The sequence below is a fragment of the Pseudoclavibacter sp. JSM 162008 genome (assembly GCF_041366455.1).
Lineage (GTDB): Bacteria > Actinomycetota > Actinomycetes > Actinomycetales > Microbacteriaceae > Pseudoclavibacter.
Genome location: NZ_JBEWYX010000003.1, coordinates 226,013 through 244,369, shown reverse-complemented (window position 1 = coordinate 244,369; position 18,357 = coordinate 226,013). Strand labels below are relative to the sequence as shown.

The 18,357-nt window shown below is 68.9% G+C and carries 17 protein-coding genes and 1 tRNA gene; 10 read left to right on the top strand and 8 right to left on the bottom strand.

The window, feature by feature from the left end:
* Positions 1 to 13 precede the first annotated feature (13 nt).
* The gene (locus ABVF28_RS03945) at positions 14 to 1,303 is read right to left on the bottom strand and encodes a bifunctional o-acetylhomoserine/o-acetylserine sulfhydrylase (RefSeq protein WP_211890248.1); all 1,290 of its coding nucleotides are present in this window, start codon (positions 1,301 to 1,303) and stop codon (positions 14 to 16) included.
* Positions 1,304 to 1,447: 144 nt separating this feature from the next.
* Here ABVF28_RS03945 and ABVF28_RS03940 point away from each other — a divergent pair, with 144 nt between their 5' ends.
* The 4 genes from ABVF28_RS03940 to ABVF28_RS03925 are packed head-to-tail and all read left to right on the top strand — an operon-like array spanning position 1,448 to position 5,214.
* Positions 1,448 to 2,269, top strand: coding sequence for an SDR family oxidoreductase (locus ABVF28_RS03940; protein ID WP_371029548.1), 822 nt, complete (start codon positions 1,448 to 1,450; stop codon positions 2,267 to 2,269).
* Positions 2,266 to 2,997 (top strand): Type 1 glutamine amidotransferase-like domain-containing protein, encoded by a 732-nt coding sequence (locus ABVF28_RS03935; RefSeq protein ID WP_371029547.1) that lies wholly within the window; start codon positions 2,266 to 2,268, stop codon positions 2,995 to 2,997. Before ABVF28_RS03940 ends, ABVF28_RS03935 begins: the two co-directional genes overlap by 4 nt.
* Positions 2,994 to 3,716: a uracil-DNA glycosylase gene (locus ABVF28_RS03930; protein WP_371029546.1), complete on the top strand. Its 723-nt coding sequence runs from the start codon at positions 2,994 to 2,996 to the stop codon at positions 3,714 to 3,716. The genes ABVF28_RS03935 and ABVF28_RS03930 overlap by 4 nt, the downstream gene beginning before the upstream one ends.
* Before the next feature lie 46 nt (positions 3,717 to 3,762).
* Positions 3,763 to 5,214 carry an amidase gene (locus tag ABVF28_RS03925; protein WP_371029545.1) on the top strand — a complete coding sequence of 484 codons (1,452 nt, stop codon included), beginning with the start codon at positions 3,763 to 3,765 and terminating at the stop codon, positions 5,212 to 5,214.
* A gap of 22 nt (positions 5,215 to 5,236) precedes the next feature.
* Here the strand turns inward: ABVF28_RS03925 and ABVF28_RS03920 are convergent, their stop codons facing one another.
* The 3 genes from ABVF28_RS03920 to ABVF28_RS03910 all read right to left on the bottom strand — a co-directional run bounded on the left by ABVF28_RS03920 (position 5,237) and on the right by ABVF28_RS03910 (position 8,683).
* Positions 5,237 to 5,632: a Fe-S oxidoreductase gene (locus ABVF28_RS03920; RefSeq protein ID WP_104312166.1), complete on the bottom strand. Its 396-nt coding sequence runs from the start codon at positions 5,630 to 5,632 to the stop codon at positions 5,237 to 5,239.
* Between the two features lie 116 nt (positions 5,633 to 5,748).
* A complete protein-coding gene (locus ABVF28_RS03915; protein WP_104312165.1) occupies positions 5,749 to 6,504 on the bottom strand; it encodes a PspA/IM30 family protein in 756 nt (251 codons plus the stop codon).
* An 88-nt stretch (positions 6,505 to 6,592) separates the two neighbouring features.
* Complete coding sequence (locus ABVF28_RS03910; protein WP_371029544.1) at positions 6,593 to 8,683, bottom strand: TPM domain-containing protein; 2,091 nt, start codon at positions 8,681 to 8,683, stop codon at positions 6,593 to 6,595.
* A 256-nt stretch (positions 8,684 to 8,939) separates the two neighbouring features.
* Between ABVF28_RS03910 and ABVF28_RS03905 the strand changes: the two genes are divergently transcribed.
* Both ABVF28_RS03905 and ABVF28_RS03900 read left to right on the top strand, forming a co-directional pair.
* Positions 8,940 to 9,242 (top strand): DivIVA domain-containing protein, encoded by a 303-nt coding sequence (locus tag ABVF28_RS03905; RefSeq protein ID WP_179556530.1) that lies wholly within the window; start codon positions 8,940 to 8,942, stop codon positions 9,240 to 9,242.
* Positions 9,243 to 9,319: 77 nt separating this feature from the next.
* The gene (locus ABVF28_RS03900) at positions 9,320 to 10,150 is read left to right on the top strand and encodes a siderophore-interacting protein (RefSeq protein WP_104312162.1); all 831 of its coding nucleotides are present in this window, start codon (positions 9,320 to 9,322) and stop codon (positions 10,148 to 10,150) included.
* Positions 10,151 to 10,228: 78 nt separating this feature from the next.
* Here ABVF28_RS03900 and ABVF28_RS03895 read toward each other — a convergent pair whose 3' ends face one another.
* From ABVF28_RS03895 to ABVF28_RS03880, 4 genes are all read right to left on the bottom strand, one after another.
* Positions 10,229 to 11,746, bottom strand: coding sequence for an SDR family NAD(P)-dependent oxidoreductase (locus tag ABVF28_RS03895; protein WP_371029543.1), 1,518 nt, complete (start codon positions 11,744 to 11,746; stop codon positions 10,229 to 10,231).
* A gap of 73 nt (positions 11,747 to 11,819) precedes the next feature.
* Positions 11,820 to 13,073, bottom strand: coding sequence for a formamidase (fmdA, locus tag ABVF28_RS03890; RefSeq protein ID WP_371029542.1), 1,254 nt, complete (start codon positions 13,071 to 13,073; stop codon positions 11,820 to 11,822).
* Between the two features lie 35 nt (positions 13,074 to 13,108).
* Positions 13,109 to 13,396 (bottom strand): FmdB family zinc ribbon protein, encoded by a 288-nt coding sequence (locus ABVF28_RS03885; protein ID WP_211890255.1) that lies wholly within the window; start codon positions 13,394 to 13,396, stop codon positions 13,109 to 13,111.
* A 160-nt stretch (positions 13,397 to 13,556) separates the two neighbouring features.
* Positions 13,557 to 13,629, bottom strand: a tRNA-Arg gene (locus tag ABVF28_RS03880).
* Positions 13,630 to 13,759: 130 nt separating this feature from the next.
* Here ABVF28_RS03880 and ABVF28_RS03875 point away from each other — a divergent pair.
* The 4 genes from ABVF28_RS03875 to ABVF28_RS03860 all read left to right on the top strand — a co-directional run bounded on the left by ABVF28_RS03875 (position 13,760) and on the right by ABVF28_RS03860 (position 18,305).
* Positions 13,760 to 14,551: a transglutaminase family protein gene (locus ABVF28_RS03875; protein ID WP_371029541.1), complete on the top strand. Its 792-nt coding sequence runs from the start codon at positions 13,760 to 13,762 to the stop codon at positions 14,549 to 14,551.
* A gap of 57 nt (positions 14,552 to 14,608) precedes the next feature.
* A complete protein-coding gene (gene argS, locus ABVF28_RS03870; RefSeq protein WP_371029540.1) occupies positions 14,609 to 16,273 on the top strand; it encodes an arginine--tRNA ligase in 1,665 nt (554 codons plus the stop codon).
* Positions 16,274 to 16,280: 7 nt separating this feature from the next.
* Positions 16,281 to 17,084 carry a DUF2993 domain-containing protein gene (locus ABVF28_RS03865; protein ID WP_371029539.1) on the top strand — a complete coding sequence of 268 codons (804 nt, stop codon included), beginning with the start codon at positions 16,281 to 16,283 and terminating at the stop codon, positions 17,082 to 17,084.
* Positions 17,085 to 17,189: 105 nt separating this feature from the next.
* Positions 17,190 to 18,305, top strand: coding sequence for a hypothetical protein (locus tag ABVF28_RS03860; RefSeq protein ID WP_371029538.1), 1,116 nt, complete (start codon positions 17,190 to 17,192; stop codon positions 18,303 to 18,305).
* Positions 18,306 to 18,357 lie beyond the last annotated feature (52 nt).

Here is an 18,357-nt window from a genome sequence, read left to right as displayed (position 1 = left end):
GGCAATTCCGCGCCTACGCGCGGAGGGAGTCGAGTGCCTGCGCGAGGTCCGCGATGAGGTCGTCGACGTTCTCGAGACCGACCGACAGGCGCACGAGTCCAGGGTTGATGCCCGAGGCGAGCAGCTGCTCTGGCGTCAGCTGCGAGTGCGTCGTCGACGGCGGGTGCACGATGAGGCTGCGCACGTCGCCGATGTTCGCCAGGTGGCTGAAGAGCTGGACGCGCTCGACGAGCTTGCGGCCGGCTTCGACGCCTCCGCGGAGCTCGAACGAGAGGATCGCGCCTGCGCCGTTGGGTGCGTAGCGCTTCGCGAGCGCGTTCCACGGGCTGGACTCGAGTCCCGCGTAGTTCACGTTCTGCACTTCCGCGTTGCCCTGCAGCCAGCTCGCGATGGCGGTCGCGTTGGACACGTGGCGCTCCATGCGGAGGCTGAGCGTCTCCACACCCTGGAGGATCTGCCAGGAGGACGCGGGGGCGATGGATGCGCCGATGTCGCGCAGGAGCTGAACGCGGGCCTTCGTGTGGAAGGCGTTCGCGTTGCCCAGGGCGCCCGTGTAGCTCAGTCCGTCGTAGCTCGGGTCTGGCTCGGAGAGGCCGGGGAAGCGGGCCTTGTGCTCATCCCACGGGAAGCTGCCACCGTCGACGATGATGCCGCCGATGACGGCGCCGTGTCCGCCGAGGAACTTCGTGGCGGAGTGGACGACGATGTCGGCCCCGTGCTCGAAGGGGCGGATGAGGTAGGGCGTCGCGATGGTGTTGTCGACGATGAGGGGCACGCCGACCTCGTGTGCGACGTTCGCGACGGTCTCGATGTCGAGGATGTTCACGGCGGGGTTGCCGATCGTCTCGCCGAAGAAGAGCTTCGTGTTCTCCTTGGCGGCGGCCCGCCAGGCGTCCGGGTTGTTCTGGTCCTCGACGAACGTGACGTCGATGCCGAGCTTGGCGAACGTGTACTTGAAGAGGTTGAACGTGCCCCCGTAGATGGAGGTGGAGGACACGATGTGGTCGCCGGCTCCTGCGATGTTCAGGATCGCGAAGGTCTCGGCGGCCTGGCCAGAGGCGAGGGCGAGGGCGCCGCTGCCGCCCTCGAGGTCGGCGATCCGGGCCTCGAGCACGGCCGTTGTCGGGTTGGTGATGCGCGTGTAGATGTTGCCCGCGCGGGAGAGGGAGAACAGGTCGGCCGCGTGCTGTGCGTCGTCGAACACGTACGAGGTCGTCTGATAGATGGGGGTGACCACCGCGTTGGTCGTCGGGTCTGGGGCGGAACCGGCATGAATCTGCCTGGTCTCGAAGCTCTGGGTCATAGGTAGCCTCCGGGTCGGCTGCGACCCGACTGGACTGTCGGGTGGCACCGAGTGTGGCAGTGGGAGCACTGGGGGGCAACGGAACGGGACACAAATCGTCACGCGTTGAGCGTTCGCGACATGCGCGCATGCCACGATGGAGGCATGCCTGAACAACAGAGAACGCGTGTGGTCGTGGTCACGGGAGCGAGCAGCGGGATCGGCCGTTCGACGGTCAGATCCCTGCGCGCCGCAGGACGGACGGTGCTCGCGACGGCTCGTCGTGCGGATTGGCTCGACGAGCTCGCCGCCGAGACCGGGGCAGAGGTGCTCGCGGGCGACATCACGAGCGATGCGTTCGTCGCCGAGCTGCGGGACCGCGCGGCCCAGCTCGGCGTGGTTGAGGCGCTGGTGAACGTCGCGGGCGGGGCGTTCGGCACCGAGAGCGTCGAAGAGAGCCGCATCGATGACTGGCAGCGGATGTTCGACCTGAACGTTCTCGGCACCAAGCGCGTCATCACGGCGTTGCTGCCGCTCCTGCGCGCCTCCGCCGCGAGCAGCCAGGACGAGTTCCCGCACGCCGACATCGTCACCGTCACGTCGACGGCAGGGCGAGTCATCTACCAGGGTGGCGGAGGGTACGTCGCGGTCAAGGCGGCGGAGGCGGCGATGATCGGCGTGCTCCGACTCGAGCTCGGCGGCGAGCCCATCCGCGTCATCGACATCGCGCCCGGCATGGTGCACACCGATGAGTTCACGCTCAAGCGGATGCGCGGTGACGAGGAGTCGGCCGCGAAGCTCTACGAGGGTGTCGACCATCCGCTCACAGCCGACGACATCGCTGCGACCATCCAGCTTGCACTGCAGCTGCCCGGGCACGTCAACGTCGACGAGCTCATCGTGCGGCCGGTGGCCCAGCGAGAGCAGTTCCAGTTGCATCGTGGGCGTCTCGAGATGAAGGACACGGCGAAGGAGTCGAGCGAATGAGCATCTTCCTGGTCGGCGGCGGCGACGGACCGGGGGTGGAGCTCGCGCTCTCCCAGCTCGCGAGCGACGCACGGCTGCGGGCTGGCGGCGAGACTCCCGTCATCGCGATCATCGCGGTCGGGGAGGCACCCCGCCCCATCGCGGACTGGTTCGCCGATCGTCTGCGCTCGCTCGACCCCGGCGTCCTCGCCACGCCGGTGCTCGCGCGCAGCACCGAGGCCGGCGAACCGCTCGACGAGATCGACCTCGCGAGCTTCTCGACGGCGCACGCCATCCTCGTCGCCGGTGGGCACACGCCCGCCTATCTGGCCGCGTTGGCTCCGCTCGCGACGGACGTGCGTCGCCTCGTCAGCGAGGGCGTGTCGTACCTCGGCTACTCCGCCGGGGCGGCGATCGCGGCCGATGAGGCCATCATCGGGGGTTGGCGCATTGGTGGCGTGCCCGTGGCTCCCGAGGAGTCCGGTGAGGGGCTCGACGAGGTGACGCTCGAGGCGGGACTCGGGTTGGTCGACCTGACCATCGAGGCGCACGCAGCGCAGTGGGGTCTCGTCGCGCTGTGCGCAGCGAGCATCGAGGCGGGGCTGGCTGAGCGCATCCTCGCCATCGACGAGGACACGGTTCTGAAGGTGGGGGAGGGCGCACTCGAGATCCTCGGCTCGGGCAGCGTCTGGCAGCTCACTGCAGCAGAGGGCGGCGTCACGGTCTCGTCCAGTCGCGCGTCCGGATGACCGATCCCGCGGGCCTCGCTGACCTGGGGCGACTCGAGCAGGGCTGGGCCAGCGCGCTCGAACCGGAGGCGGGCGCACTTGCCCGGATCGAGCGATGCCTCGAGGCGGAAGTCGAGGCCGGCCGCGGATTCCTTCCCGCCGCAGAGCACGTGCTGCGAGCCTTTACCCAGCCCTTGGATCAGGTGCGGGTGCTGATCGTCGGTCAGGATCCGTACCCGACGCCCGGACACCCCATCGGCCTCTCGTTCGCCACCGACTCGCACGTGCGGCCGCTCCCGCGCAGCCTCGCCAACATCTACCGGGAGCTGCACGACGACCTCGGCATCGAGCCGGCCGCGAGCGGCGACCTCTCCCGCTGGAGCGAGCAGGGTGTCCTCCTGCTGAACCGGGTGCTCACGGTCTCCCCAGGGGCAGCGGGGTCGCATCGCAGCCTCGGCTGGCAGACGGTCACCGACGCCGCGATCACGGCGCTCGTCGCCAGGCAGTCGCCGCTCGTCGCGATCCTGTGGGGCAAGGACGCACAGGCCCTCGGCCCGATGCTGGGTGATACTCCACGCATCGAGAGCCCGCACCCTAGCCCGCTGTCCGCATCCAGGGGATTCTTCGGCTCGCGGCCCTTCTCCAGGGCCAACGAGCTCCTCCGTGACCAGGGAGCGGCTCCCGTCGACTGGCGTGTCGAGACGACGGACAGCGTCGTCTCTCAGCCCTCTCTCTTCTGACTCTTCCCGCCAGGGCGCGACGTGCCCGTTCCTCGAAAGGCACACCATGAGCGAACCGCTGCACGAACTCGGTGCCATGCGGCAACGCGAGCTGATCGCCGCTGGCGACCTCTCGCCCGTCGACCTCGTGAGCGCCTACCTCGCGAGAATCGACGCCGATGCTGGCAGGTCGGGCGCGTTCATCACCGTGACGCGCGAACGCGCACTCGACCGGGCGCGTCAGCTCGAGCAGGATCCCGGGGCTCGCTCGCAGCGCGCCGACAGGCGCTCAGCCCCGCTCTGGGGCATGCCGTTCGCGGACAAGGACCTCGAACCACGTGCTGGCGTGCCGACGACGTTCGGCTCTCGAGCCTTCGCCGGCCACGTGCCTGAGGCGAGCTCGGCACTGGTCGAGACGATGGATGCGGCGGGCGGCATCAGTCTGGGCAAGACGAACACTCCAGAGTTCGGGCTTCCCGCGTACACCGAGAATGCGGTCGCCGCCCCGGCCGTCACCCCATGGGGGTCCGGGCTCGGTGCCGGTGGCTCCTCGGGTGGAGCCGCCGCGGCGGTCGCGGCGGGGCTGCTGCCCTTCGCGCCGGGCTCCGACGGCGGCGGCTCCATCCGCATCCCCGCCGCGGCCTGCGGTCTCGTCGGCCTCAAGCCGAGTCGGGGTCGTGTGCCAGACGGGTCCGGCGTCGGATCGCTGGCCGGACTGCCCGTCGCCGGGCCGCTCGCGAGGACAACAGCGGATGCAGCGCTGCTGCTCGACGGCATGATCGCCCGCCGCGCCGACGGAGGCCAGGCTGACCGGAGCGCGCTGACGGCCCCGGCGGGAGAGCGGTCCTACGTCGACGCGCTGGAGGCGCCCGTCCGGAGACTCCGCATCGGCTTCACCACGTGGTCGCCGTGGTCGACCACCTACGCCATCGACCTCGACGATGGCGTCGCCGAGGTCTTCGAGGCGACCAAGGAGCACCTCGTCCGGCTCGGGCACCAGCTCGTGCCGGCGACCCCGGTGGATGCGCCCGAGTACTTCGAGGCGTTCCGCACGGTCTGGCAAGCGGGAGCATCCACCATCCCGCTCGAGGGGGAAGCGCTTGCTGCGCTTGAGCCGTTGACACGCTGGCTGGTCGGCGTCGGGAGGACGAAGTCGGCGGCGGACCTGGCCGCCTCGCTCGCGTCCCTCGGTGCGTTCGAGCGCAGCATGATCGCCCAGTACTCGGAGTTCGACGTCGTGCTGACCCCGACCCTGGCGATGACCCCGAGGCCGCTGGGATGGTTCGATGCGGAGGACGGCGAGCGGAACTTCGAGCAGCAGTGCCAGTTCACCCCGTACACCTCGTACGTGAACGTGACCGGGCTGCCGGCGATCTCGATGCCGACGGGGTCAGCGCGCGGTCTACCGGTCGGCGTGCAGGCCATCGGGCGCCCCGGGGACGACGTGACGCTGCTTCGACTCTCGAACGAGCTCGAGCGGGAGCTGGACTGGCCGAGGCGGCACCCGCCTACGTGGTGAGAGGCGACGTGCTCGCGTCCGGTCAGCCGCGCGGGGCTGGACGCCGGCGTGGCGGCAGGTAGTTGCCGTCTTCCAGGCCGGCTTCGATCTCGAAGCGGTTCTTGAGCGGGTCGAAACCCGCGAGCCAGTAGAGGGGCGGGAACAGGAAGCCGTAGCGCTTCCACTGCTCGACGTGCACGCGTTCGTGACGGAACACCCGCTCGCCGACGACGTCGCGCGTCAGATAGACACGGCCGACACAGGTCCCTCCTCGGCGGAAGGCCCACTTCGGGAGGCCGCGGCAGACGATGAGCCCGTCGTGCACCTCCACTCGGCCCGTCGAGAGCGGGACTCCGACGACGAGACCGACGGCGGTCGCCGCGTGGTAGCCGAGTCGCGAGATCGGCGAGTCGAGGAACAGGCTCTTGAGGGGGTTCATGGTGACGACCTTCGTACGCTGATTGTGGTGCCGCGGAAAGGCTGGGGGAGAAGGACGCCGCTGAGACCCGACCGTGTGCGACGGGTCTCAGCGGCGAACACTGCCGGCTTCGAGGTCTAGAAGCTCTGCTCCGGGGCGTCGATGGCGGCGGGGGAGCGCTGCCCCTGCTTGAGCGCGGCGAGGCGAGCCTCGACCTCGGTCAGCTTGCCGAGGTCCTCGAGCTGGTTGAACTGCGAGTCGAGGCTGGAGGTCTGCAGCTCCTGCTGGCCGCGGACGAGCGCCTCCTGGCGGCGCACCTTCTCCTCGAAGCGGCCGAGGTCGCTGGTCGGGTCCATGACGTTGATGCTGCCGAGGGCTTCGTTGACCTTCTGCTGCGCCTCGGCCGTCTTGGCGCGAGCGGCGAGCTGGTCGCGCTTGGCGCCGAGCTGACGCAGCTTCTCGCGCATCCCCTCGAGGCCGCCCTTCAGCTGGTCGACGACCTGCGTCTGGGCGCGGATCTGCGGTTCGGCAGTGCGCGCCTCGGTCTCGGACTCGATCTGGCGCGAGAGCGCGACCTTGGCGAGGTTGTCGAACTTCTGCGCGTCGACCTCATCGTTCGCGGCTCGGAGCTCGTCGGCCTTTCGGCTCGCGGCGAGCGCCTTGTTGCCCCACTCCGACGCAGCCTGCACGTCCTCGCGGTAGTCATCCTCCAGCATGCGCAGCTGGCCGATGGTCTGCGCGATGGCCGACTCGGCTTCCTTGATGTTCGCGGTGAAGTCGCGGATGAGCTGGTCGATCATGAGCTGCGGGTCTTCCGCGTTGTCGATGAGCGAGTTGATGTTCGCGCGGACGAGCTGGCTGATTCGTCCGAAGATGGACTGCTTGTTGGACATCGAGTGCTTCCTTCTTGCTGGTCGGTTCCTGGTGGATGGCAGTGCTGTGAAGTGGTGTGTTGCGGGCTGTGTGCTCCCGGGAGCGGCGTCAGCGCCGTCGGCCGCCGCCCGAGGAGCGGAAGCCGCCGCCTGAGGAGCGGAAGCCCCCGGACGACCTGAACCCGGAGGAGCCGCCTGAGCGGCGGCTCGAGCCGCCTCCCCAGGAGCTTCCGCCTCCCCAGGAGCTGCGACTCGAGGAGCCGCTGTTGCTGATGAGGCCGCCGAGGATTCCGCCCAGGAGCCCCGAGTTGAAGTTGCTGTTCGAGTTGACGCCAGACGACATGCCCCAGCTCTGCTCGTAGCCGCTGCGCTGCATCTGCACCTGGCTCCTGGCCTGCTCGGTCGCCCGTTCGGCGAGGCTGATCGCGCTCTTGGCTCGTTGCATCGCCTCTTCGGGCTGCGTCGCGGCGAGCTGCTCCGCCGTTCGGAGCTCGGTCTCGGCCTGCTGGATGCGCGCGCGGGGTTCGCTCTCGACGGCCCCTCGTCGTCCGTCGATGAACTGGAGCCCGCCCGTGACCGCGGAGCGGGCTTGTGCCAGCGCGACGTCGAGCTGGCGACGCAGACCGGCGAGGCGCTCATGCTCCTGCAGCAGCGATGCGATGGCGGTGTCGAGCGCCTCGTCGGCCTCGCGGAGAGCGCCGAGGGTCCGGAGGGGATCGGCCGCTGCCGTCCCGCCGGAGCGGGCCCGGCCGATGGCCTCATGGGCCGCAGTCTGAGCTGCCGCCGCCGCAGCGGCGACGTCGGGCTGCAGCGACGCCTGCTGGACGAGCTGGGAGCTGCGCGCGAGCCCGGACTCCAGCTCCCCGATCTCCTGGCGGATGAGCTGCTCCGCGTTCTCCAGGTCGCTCGCTGCGGCGCCGATCGAGCCGAGCACCGAGCTCACCCGTGCGAGCGCGAGCTGCGCGTCACTGATGTCGACGGCCGCGGGCCCGGTCCGGCCCTCACGAAGACCGCCGTCCGCGTTCTCCGTCTCCGTGCGCGCCAACGCGAGCAGCTCCCTCGCGTGCTGCGTGGAATCGTCGACGGTCGAGAGCGCCTGTGCGCTATACCGGGCACGCAAGGCTGTCAGCTGCGACTCGGCACCCTGCATCTGGCCTTCCAGCCGGTCGAGCTCGCCGCGCACCTGCCTGAGCAGTTCCGGCGCGTTGCGTTCCATGTCCCGCAGCTTCTCGAAGCGCGCGGCCTGCTCGGCGACGCGCTGCTCGGCCTGGTTCGCGAAACCCAGGATGGCCTCGTTCATCTGGATCTTGGCGGGCTCCGGCTCCGGGGTCGCGTCGAGGTACTGCCCCTGAACGTCGAACGCTCGTCGCAGCTGCTCGCGCGCATCCGCCACGGCCGCCCGGTACTCGGCGACCGGCTCCTGACCGAACTGCGCCTCGGCGAAGCTCACTTCCTGGTCGGCGGCGGTCACGAGGTTGTCGACCCTGACGAGCTCGCCTGCTGCGCGCTGCGCCAGCTGCTCGAGCTGCGCCGTGCGCTGAGCCTGGGTTGCCCGCTGTCCCTGCTTCTTCTTGCGCCGGGCCATCAGGACGACGACCAGGATGATGAGGGCCACGACGACGATGAATCCGCCCACGAAGAGGAAGATCGGCCCCGCATCGATGCTCGGGGCGGTTCCGGCCGACCCGCCTCCTGCCCCTGTCAGCTCCTGGCGGAGGGAGTCGGCGGCAGAGACGGCGGCTTGGCCGTAGTCGCCAGCATCGAGGTTGGGTGCGATGGACTGCGTCTCGATGTCGCGGAGCGCCCCGTCTCCGAGAGGGAAAGTGCTGTCGGTGTTGAGCCCGAAGTCGAGCTGATCGACGCCGACATAGAGGATGACCGCCTCAGAGCCGAGGTCGTTGACGGACGCGAACTCGCTCGCCCAGTCGAACCCCTCACTCGGGTTCGAGAATCGATCGACGATCGCGAAGTACATGGTGAAGTCGGTGTCCGCCTCGAGCGCCGAGATCGCCTGCTCGATGTCGGCGGTCTCACCCGTGACGAGCCCGTCGGGGTCGAAGATGTGCCCGTCGGGGGCCCCTGGGCTCGTCGCTGGCGCGATGGCAGCGGAAGTGATCGGAGAGACCTCGGCGGATGCTGGTGCACTCGTCCCGAGGAGTGCAACGGCAGCGATGCCGAGCAAAGAGAGCGCACGACGCACGGAGACCCCTTTCTGGCCGGTCAGCGGCCTCGCTCGTAACGCTAGCGGGACCAAGCCGTGAAGAACGTGATTGTTGTGCGCGTCGTCGCCGTGCTGGTGAACACGTGGGGAACGCCGGGCATCGTAGTGGTGGCCAACGTGAGCACTTGGTGACGATCGGGCGTCGATGTGTGATTCCGCATGGAGTTCCGTAGAATTGTCGTGCACCGGACAAGCGCACCTTGTCCGGTTTCACATGAGACACAGGAGGTCCAACGTGCGAAGTGAAGACGTACGCACCAAGCGGTTCAACGCGCTGAAGTTCGACGGCTGCTACGACGTGCAGGAGGTCGACCAGTTTCTCGACCAGGCAGCGGCGACGCTGGAGGCGTTCGAGAGCGGCCACCCGGAGGAAGCCCAGATCGCGGGAGCCCATGAAGTCGAGGCCGTGAAGTTCACCTCGCGGGTCTATGAGCGCGGATACTCGGCGCAAGAGGTCGACGTGTTCCTGGAGGAGCTCGCCGATGCGATCGCGCGCTACAAGCGCTCGGAGGACGCAACCGACGCCAAGGGGTCGTGAACCCGGTTCCATCACCCGTTCCCGGCGAGGGTTGTTAGGCTGTCCTAACTCATGCCCCCATCGTCAGGAGCCCCCACGTGACCGAAGCCGTCGTCCAGAAGCCACGCAAGCGCGGACCCACCGTCCGTCTGACGGTGGTGCGGACCGAGCGCCTCAGCCGTTCGCTCGTCCGCGTCCATTTCTCCGGCGCGGACCTCGACGACTTCGATCTCGAGCACGCCGACACCTACCTGAAGCTGCACTTCGGGGCAGGCATCGGCGAGCTCGAGCTGCCCTTCGACCTGCAGGAGCTCCGGGCCACGCTCCCGATCGACCAGGTGCCGGTCCGTCGCACCTACACGGTCCGCGGCATCGACCGTGCGAGCGGAACCGTCTCGGTCGACTTCGTCGTGCACGGCGACGCTGGGGTGGCCGGACCCTGGGCCCGAGACGCCAATCCGGGCGACGTCATCGTCGCAAGTACCCCGCACGGGGCCTACTCCCCGCTGCCCGAGAGCGACTGGCACCTCATCTGCGGTGACGAATCCGCCCTCCCGGCCATCGCCCGCACGCTCGAGGCGATGCCGGACGACGCCAAGGGCGCAGTGCTCGTCGAGGTTGGCGGGGACGAGGACCACATCCAGCTCGAAGCGCCGACGGGAGTCACCGTCACCTGGATCCACCGGGGCGAGCACGGCGGTTTCGACCGTCAGCTGCTCGCAGCCGCGGTCGAAGAACTCGAACTCCCGGACGGAAGAGTTCAGGTGTTCGCACACGGCGAGCGCGAGCAGATGAAGCGGTTGCGGAAGAACTTCTCCGCGCGCGGCATCGACCGATCGCAGCTCTCCCTGTCCGGCTACTGGGCGGCGGGCCGGACCGAGGACGCCTTCCAGAGCGAGAAGCGCGAGCCGGTTGGCCAGATCTTCTAGCCGGGACACCGTCAGTCTGGCTCGGCGGGCAGGTCCGGTGGTCGGCCGTGCTGGCGGGGTGGACGCCAGCCCCGCCTGCTACCAGGAGCCCGGCTTGTAGTCCTTCAGGAAGACGCCGAAGAGGTCCTCGCCGGTCTCGCCTCGAACGATCGGGTCGTAGACGCGCGCGGCTCCGTCGACGAGATCGAGCGGAGCGTGGAAGCCCTCCTCGGCGAGCCGGACCTTGGTGAAGTGCGGCCGCTCGTCGGTGATCCAGCCGGTGTCGACGGCGGTCATGAGGATGCGATCGCTCTCGAACATCTCCCTCGCGCTTGTGCGCGTGAGCATGTTCAGTGCGGCTTTCGCCATGTTCGTGTGGGGGTGACCTGGACCCTTGTAGCCTCGACCGAACACGCCCTCCATCGCGGAGACGTTGACGATGTAGGTGCGTCGAGCCGACGATGCTTTGAGCGCGCCACGCAGCTTGCTGACCAGCAGGAACGGGGCGGTCATGTTGGCGAGCTGCACTTCGAGCATCTCGATGGGCTCGACCTGGTCGACGTGCTGGGTCCAGGAGTTGATGTGCAGCTCGTCCGGCACGAGTCCGCCGGCGTCGATCGCGGTGCCAGCGGCGAGGCGTTCGAGCGACGAAGAGCCCGCGGCCATCGCGTCGGCGCTGAGCTCCTCCGCGGTTCGACCGGCAGCCGACGAGAGAATCGGGTGCGCCGCAACCGACTCCGCGAGGGCGAGCGGATGCGCGTCGTTGGTGTGCCCGAACGTCACGAGCTCCGGGAGCGGGCCGTCCGGCAGCGGCGCCAGCTCAGCTTCCACGAGCGGCGCGTAGGCGCCGGGGGAGCGACGCACGGTCTGCGCCGCGTTGTTGATGAGGATGTCGAGCGGCCCGGCAGCGGTGACCGAATCTGCGAGGCCCATGACCTGAGCCGGGTCGCGGAGATCGATGCCGACGATCTTCAGCCGGTCGATCCAATCGGCGGAGTCCGGCAGCGCCGAGAAGCGGCGCACGGCGTCGCGCGGGAAGCGCGTCGTGATCGTCGTGTGGGCACCATCGCGCAGGAGACGCAGCGCGATGTACATGCCGATCTTCGCGCGACCGCCCGTGAGCAGCGCGCGCTTCCCCGTGAGGTCGGCTCGTGCATCCCGCTTCGAGTGGCTGAACGCCGCGCAGTCGGGGCAGAGCTGGTGGTAGAACGCATCGACGACCGTGTAGGGCTGCTTGCAGATGTAGCAGGCGCGCGGCTTGAGGAGCTCGCCCGCGCTCGGGGTCGTCGTGGAGGTGGAGATCGGGATGCCGCGGGTCTCGTCGTCGATGCGATCGGGCGCGCCGGTCGCGGTCGCCGCGACGACCGCCTTGTCGGCGTCCGCGATGCGCTGCCGCTTCGCGGCGCGTCCCACCCGCTTCACGTCCTTGAAGAACTGGGCCGTCGCGCGTCGCACGGCGATGAAGTCCGGGTCCTCGCGGTCGTACGCGGACAGCTGCTCGAGCACCCGCAGGGTCGTCGCGAGGTCGGCTTCGCCGATGCGCTCCGGAGCGCTGCTCGCGATGGTCGCATCGTCGGGCGCCGCCGTGGGCGTCTCGTCTGGGGTCTCTGAAGGCACACGAGATTGTAGAGGCCAGCGGGCAGGCGCGCCACATGCGCCCACCCGCGGCCCCAGATGAGGGCGGGTCCTCTCAGGAGGCGACGGCCCTCGGCGCCCCCATGCCCGGGTCGATCTGATGCGGCCCGCGTGCGGAGGGCCGAACGTCGAAGTCGAAGATCGCCGTCGGCAGGTACACCGTGGAACAGGAGTTGGGGATGTCCACGACGCCAGACAGACGGCCCTCGATCGGCGCCGATCCGAGTAGCAGGTAGGCCTGCTCGGGGGCGTAGCCGAACTTCGTGAGGTAGTCGATGGCGTGCAGGCATGCTCGCTGGTAGGAGAGATGGGAGTCGAGGTAGCGCTGCTCCCCGTCGAGCGTCACGGAGGTGCCGCTGAACGCGATCCACTCGCTGTAGTTCGGCTCCACGTTCCCTGGCATGAAGATCGCGTTCTCCGAGACCCCGTACGTGTCCATGCCGCCCTTGATGACGTCGACCCGCACGTCCATGAACCCGCCCATCTCGATGGCGCCGCAGAAGGTGATCTCGCCGTCGCCCTGGGAGAAGTGCAGGTCGCCCATCGAGAGGTTCGCTCCGTCCACGAAGACGGGGTAGAAGATGCGGGTGCCCTTCGAGAGGTTCTTGATGTCCTGGTTGCCGCCGTTCTCCCGCGGGGGCGCGGTCCTGGCGGCCTCACCCGCGACGCGGTCGAACTCCGAGTCGGGGAGCGAGCCGAGCACCGCGAACTGCGGCTCGGGAGGCAGCGCGAGCGGCGGCACACGGTTCGGGTCGGTCGCGATGAGCTTCCCTTCCCGGGCGTTCCAGGTCGCGAGCAGCTCCGCCGACGGAGCCGTGCCCATCAGCCCTGGGTGGATGAGCCCGGTGAAGGACACCCCAGGCACGTGGCGAGAAGTTGCGGTCTGTCCGCTGAAATCCCAGATCGCCTTGTACGCGTCCGGGAACTGATCGGTGAGGAAGCCGCCGCCGTTCTGCTTCGCGAAGATGCCGGTGTAGCCCCAACCCTGGCCAGCGAGTGGGCCCTTCTCCTGCGGGATGGGACCGACGTCGAGGATGTCGACGATGAGCAGGTCGCCCGGCTTAGCGCCCTCGACGCGGAACGGACCGCTGAGCTTGTGCACCGTGAGCAGCGGTGCGTTGAGGATGTCTTCGGCCGAGTCGTCGTTGACGATCGCGCCGTCGAACCACTCGCGGCAGTCGACTCGGAACTCGTCGCCTGGTTTCACGGTGGCCACCGGTGGGATCTCCGGGTGCCACCGGTTGTGGCCGATCTTCTCCTGGTCCTCGAACTTCTTCGAGGAATCGAGGGGAAACAGCACGTCTGGCATGGGGCGGTCCTTTCGTTGGTGCGAGCCCCACGACGTCAGTGTCGTGGCAGCTTCGCGTGGAGCGGATTGCGGGTGACGCCGGTTCCGGCCCGGCGCGGAGTGCCGGGGAGCGAGCTCACGACGGCGGGCTCGTGCGCAGACCTGGCGGAGGCATCGATGAGGCCGTACGCGGAAGAGCCCGCGGCGGACAGATGCGGCGCGCCGGGACGCCGCAGCGCCTCGCCTCCGCACTCCGGGCAGGTGGATGCATCCGGTATGGAACTCATCGTGTGAACCTCGTCGAAGCGATGCGAGCTGTCGCATCGGTACGTGTAGGTGGGCATCCTTGCCTCCCCTCGTCGAGGTACTGCTGACCGTAGCCCCGCGTCGCGACGGCTGTCAACGGTGCCATGTCGACGGTCGATGGGTCCCGGCCCACGCGCAGACGGCCCGGCTCTGCGCTGCAGAACCGGGCCGTGCGTGATGCCTCGCGACATCGAGATGTGCCCCCGACAGGAGTCGAACCTGCGACCTTCGGTACCGGAAACCGGTGCTCTATCCACTGAGCTACGGAGGCGGGCGCGGAGCTGAGCATTCAGCAACGCGGGGCCAATACTAACAGGGCCAGAGGGCATCCCGACGCCACCCTGCGAGGCCGCACACACTTGTGCTGGAACGCCATGACGGCGTGACACAATCCGCTGGTGATGCGAAAGATCGAATCTGCCATTGACCTCGAACTCGACGGGGAAGCCGACCTCGTGTTCTCGATAGCCGCCCACACGCTGGCGAGCCTCGAGAGCGAGACGTTCACGATCACGGGTGACGGACAGCCGCTCGAGGTCATCGAGTCGATCGACCGCTCCGAGTGCCGGCTGCACCGCGTGACGACCTCAGCCAGGCACATCGAGATGCGCTACGGCGCGACGGTTCTCGGACGCGCGCAGGCGAACGAGCCGGAGGAACTCGATCTCATCCAGTTCCGCCGCCCCTCTCGCTACGCGGAGTCCGACCTGCTCGGGCCCACGGCCCGCTCGATGTTCCGCGGCAAGCAGAGTTTCGAGCTCGTGGATGCGGTCGTCGACTGGGTCTCGAGGAACATCAGCTACGTGCCGGGCTCCAGCGCGCCGACCGACGGCGCGCGAGACACGTTCCTGAAGCGCCAGGGAGTCTGCCGTGACTTCGCGCACCTGACCATCGCGTTCCTGCGCGCCAACGACCTGCCGGCACGGCTCGTGTCCGTCTACGCTCCCGGCCTGGTGCCAATGGACTTCCACGCCGTGGTCGAGGTGCTCGTCGACGGAGCCTGGTATGTCGTGGATGCCACCCACCTGGCGCCGCGCCGCCTCATGCAGCGCATCGCGAGCGGTCGGGATGCCGCCGACACCGCCTTCCTCAGCAACACCATTGCGAACCTCCGCCTCTCGAAACTCCACGTGAACGCGACGTCGAGCGAGGTCATCCTCGAGGACTGGACCGAGCGGGTCCAGCTGGGCTGACCCCGGCGCTCCTTCGCGCCGCCGGAGCGCCCGTCTCGGCTCTAGGATGGGTGGTCTATGACTTCTCCAGCTCTCGTCACGGCTCTCACCACCGCTGTCAACGCCGCACTCGCACCCCTCGAGGGCGCGGCAGGCATCACGGTCCCCGAAGCGGACATCGTGCTCGAGCGTCCGCGGAACCGCGACCACGGCGACTGGGCCTCGAACGTCGCGATGCGGCTCGCGAAGCGTGTCGGCACGAACCCGCGTGAGCTGGCCGCGAGCATCGTCGAGCAGCTGGTGCTCGACGCGCAGGTGGCGAGCGCCGAGGTCGCCGGCCCCGGCTTCATCAACATCACGCTCGACACGGCCACGGCTGGCTCGCTCGCGAAGGTCATCGTCGACGCCGGTGCGGCCTACGGCAATGGCGACTCGCTTGCCGACGTCAAGATCAACCTGGAGTTCGTGTCGGCCAACCCGACGGGCCCCATCCACATGGGCGGCGTCCGCTGGGCCGCGGTCGGCGACTCGCTGGCACGCGTGCTCATCGCTGCCGGCGCTGACGTGACACGCGAGTACTACTTCAACGACCACGGCGCGCAGATCGACCGCTTCGCCCGCTCGCTGCTCGCCGCCTACCTCGGCGAGGGCACGCCGGAGGACGGCTACGGCGGCGCGTACATCTCCGACATCGCGGGGCAGGTGGCTGCGGCATACGGCGACGGGCTCGCCGAGCTCGATCGGGAGGCGCAGCAGGAAGTCTTCCGCTCGAAGGGCGTCGAGCAGATGTTCGGCGAGATCAAGCAGAAGCTCCACGACTTCGGTGTCGACTTCGACGTCTTCTTCCATGAGGATTCGGTGCACGAGTCCGGCGCCGTGGGACGCGCCATCGAGCGTCTGCGCGAGCAGGGTCAGATCTTCGAGCAGGACGGCGCGCAGTGGCTGCGCACGACGGAATACGGCGACGACAAAGATCGTGTCGTCGTGCGCTCGAACGGCAGCCCGACCTACATGGCCGGCGACATCGGCTACTACCTCGACAAGCGCGAGCGGGGCTTCGACCAGTGCATCATCATGCTCGGCGCCGACCACCACGGGTACGTCGCACGCATGATGGCCATGGTCGCGGCCTTCGGCGACCAGCCCGGCGTGAACCTGCAGATCCTCATCGGCCAGATGGTGAACCTCGTGAAGGACGGCGAGCCGGTTCGCATGTCGAAGCGCGCTGGCACGATCGTCACGCTCGACGACCTCGTCGACGCAGTGGGCGTGGACGCGGGTCGGTACGCGCTTGTGCGCTCGTCCGCCAACTCGACCCTCGACATCGACCTCGATGTCCTCGCGCAGCGCACGAACGACAACCCCGTCTACTACGTGCAGTACGCGCACGCTCGCACGTGCGCCGTGGGGCGAAACGCGGCTGAGTCCGGCGTCGACCGCTCGGCCTTCGAGCCGTCCCTCCTCGACCACGAGTCCGAGTCCGCGCTGCTCGGCGCGCTCCAGGACTTCCCGCGCGTCGTGGCGGCGGCCGCCGAGCTGCGCGAGCCGCACCGCGTCGCGCGCTTCGCGGAGGAGCTCGCAGGGCTCTACCACCGGTGGTACGACAGCTGCCGCGTCATTCCGCGGGGGGACGACGAGACCACCGACCTGCACCGCACGCGCCTCTGGCTGAACGACGCCACGAGCACGGTCCTGCGCTCTGCGCTCACGATGCTCGGGGTCTCCGCGCCAGAGCGGATGTGAGCTCCGCGTGACGCCGGTCATCTCCGCCGAGCCGCCGCTCGGCCCCGGACAGGTCCCGAGGCCGCAGCGGAGGCGGAGGATGCGCCGCTGGGTGAAGGCCGCGCTCTGGGCGCTCGGCGCCCTGCTGCTCCTCGTCGGACTCGATGTCGGCGTGCGCCTCGTCGCGCAGGACCGGATCGCGCAGCACGTGCAGGACTCGCTCCCGCCCGGGGTCGAGGGTGATGTCGAAGCCCGCGTGCACGGCTTCTCGACGCTCTGGCAGCTCGCATCCGGTCGGGCGAGTCACGTCACGGTGTCGGCGGATGAGCTGACGGCGTTCGGACTGAACCTGGCGGCGAGCGTCGACGCCTACGGCGTGCACATCTTCGACGGCATGCGGACGGAGATGCTCACGGGCACCCTCGACGTTCCCGAGGCGACGCTCGAAGGGGTCGCGGCCCTGCCGGGAACGGATGCATCGCTGACGCTCGGTGAAGATGAGCTGTCGTACGCATCCACGGTCTCCTTCCTCGGCATCACCGGTGTGCTCACCGTGGATGCGCAGCTGCGGCTCGTTGACGGCGAGGTGGTTATCGACCCCACGAACGTCGAGGTCTCCGGCAGCGCGTTCGGGCAGGCGCTCACGCAGGCCCTTCCCGACATCGAGGAGTTCGCGGTGCCCATCTGCACCGCCGACTACCTGCCCGCGGGTCTGCACGTTTCGGAGTTGCGCATCGGCGAGGGGATGCTGACGGTCGGTGTCGAAGCGAGGAACATCGCGCTCACGGCCGAGATCCCGGATTCCGGGGAGTTCTCCACCTGTCGCGACTAGTTTCGAGCTGAGACGATGGGGTCCGTGCCGACGAGGCCACCCTGGGCTCGACGGCTCGCCTTCAGCGCGTCGCCGACTCAGCCGCTGAGGAACTGGAGAACTGAGATGAGCATCCCGCCGAACGGACAGGGCTTCGGGCATCAGCCAGGTCAGGGTCAGCAGCAGCCGGGGTACGGTCAGCAACCCCAGCAGCCCGGCTTCGGTCAACCGCAGCCGGGCCAGGGCCAGCAGCAGGGATACGGGCAGCAGCCTCAGCAGCCTGGCTTCGGTCAGCGCCCAGGGTACGGCCAGCAGCAGCCGCAGCCGCAGCCTGGCTACGGTCAGCAACCCCATGGTCCCGCCTACGGCCAGCCTCAGCAGCGTCCGTTCGGCCAGCCGCAGGGGAGCGGCTACGGCCAGCAGGTCGCGGGCGGTCCGCCCCCGAACGGTCAGCAGCCGGGCCCGTGGCAAGGCGGTCAGCCCCCGCAGGGCAAGAGGCCGCGGCCCTGGTACGCGCAGTGGTGGCTGTGGACCGCCGTCGGGGTCGTGGTGGTCGCGGGTGGCCTGGTCATCGGCGAGTTCGCGGCTCGGGCAAACGTGACCAGCGCGCTCGAGGAGCAGGCGAGCAAGATCGTCATCGACAACTACGGGGAGGCTTCGGCTCCGACGGAGTACACCGTCGCCGTGGACGGCTTCAGCGTGCTCGCGCAGGTGCTCACCGGCAAGATCGAGCACGCGACCCTGACCTCGGTGGGCGATGAAGGGATCACGGTCGGCATCGACCTCAGGGGCATCGACGCATCGCTGGAGGGTCAGGTGGACGCCACGACCGTCGATCTCTCGGTGGCGACCGACGTTCTCGATGGCGTTCCGACCGCTCTCCAGGGCGAGGAGAGCGAGATCGACACCGAGTCCTACGAGACGACGATCAGCTACGGCGACGATGTCATCAACATCGAGGCCGTGAGCGGAACTGGTGAGTTCCAGGTCAAGGTCGAGTCTGAGCTCGGGTACGAGACCGCCGACGGGAAGCTCTTCGTGACGAACGACAGCAGCATGACGCTGTTCGGGACGAGCATTCCCTTCGGGTCCGACGAGAAGGTCGAGGTGCCGACGTGCGCGGACTCGGGGCTCGAGGCGACGGTCACCGACGCGGGTGTCTCCAGCGAGGCGATCACGTTCTCCTGGCAGGTCGATGGTGCGAGGCTCGACGAGCTCCCCGCGGTGGCCGACTGCCTGTAGCCCCTGCGTGTCGGCGCCGGCGGCCTGTTCCGCCGAGAGGCCAGCCGATAGC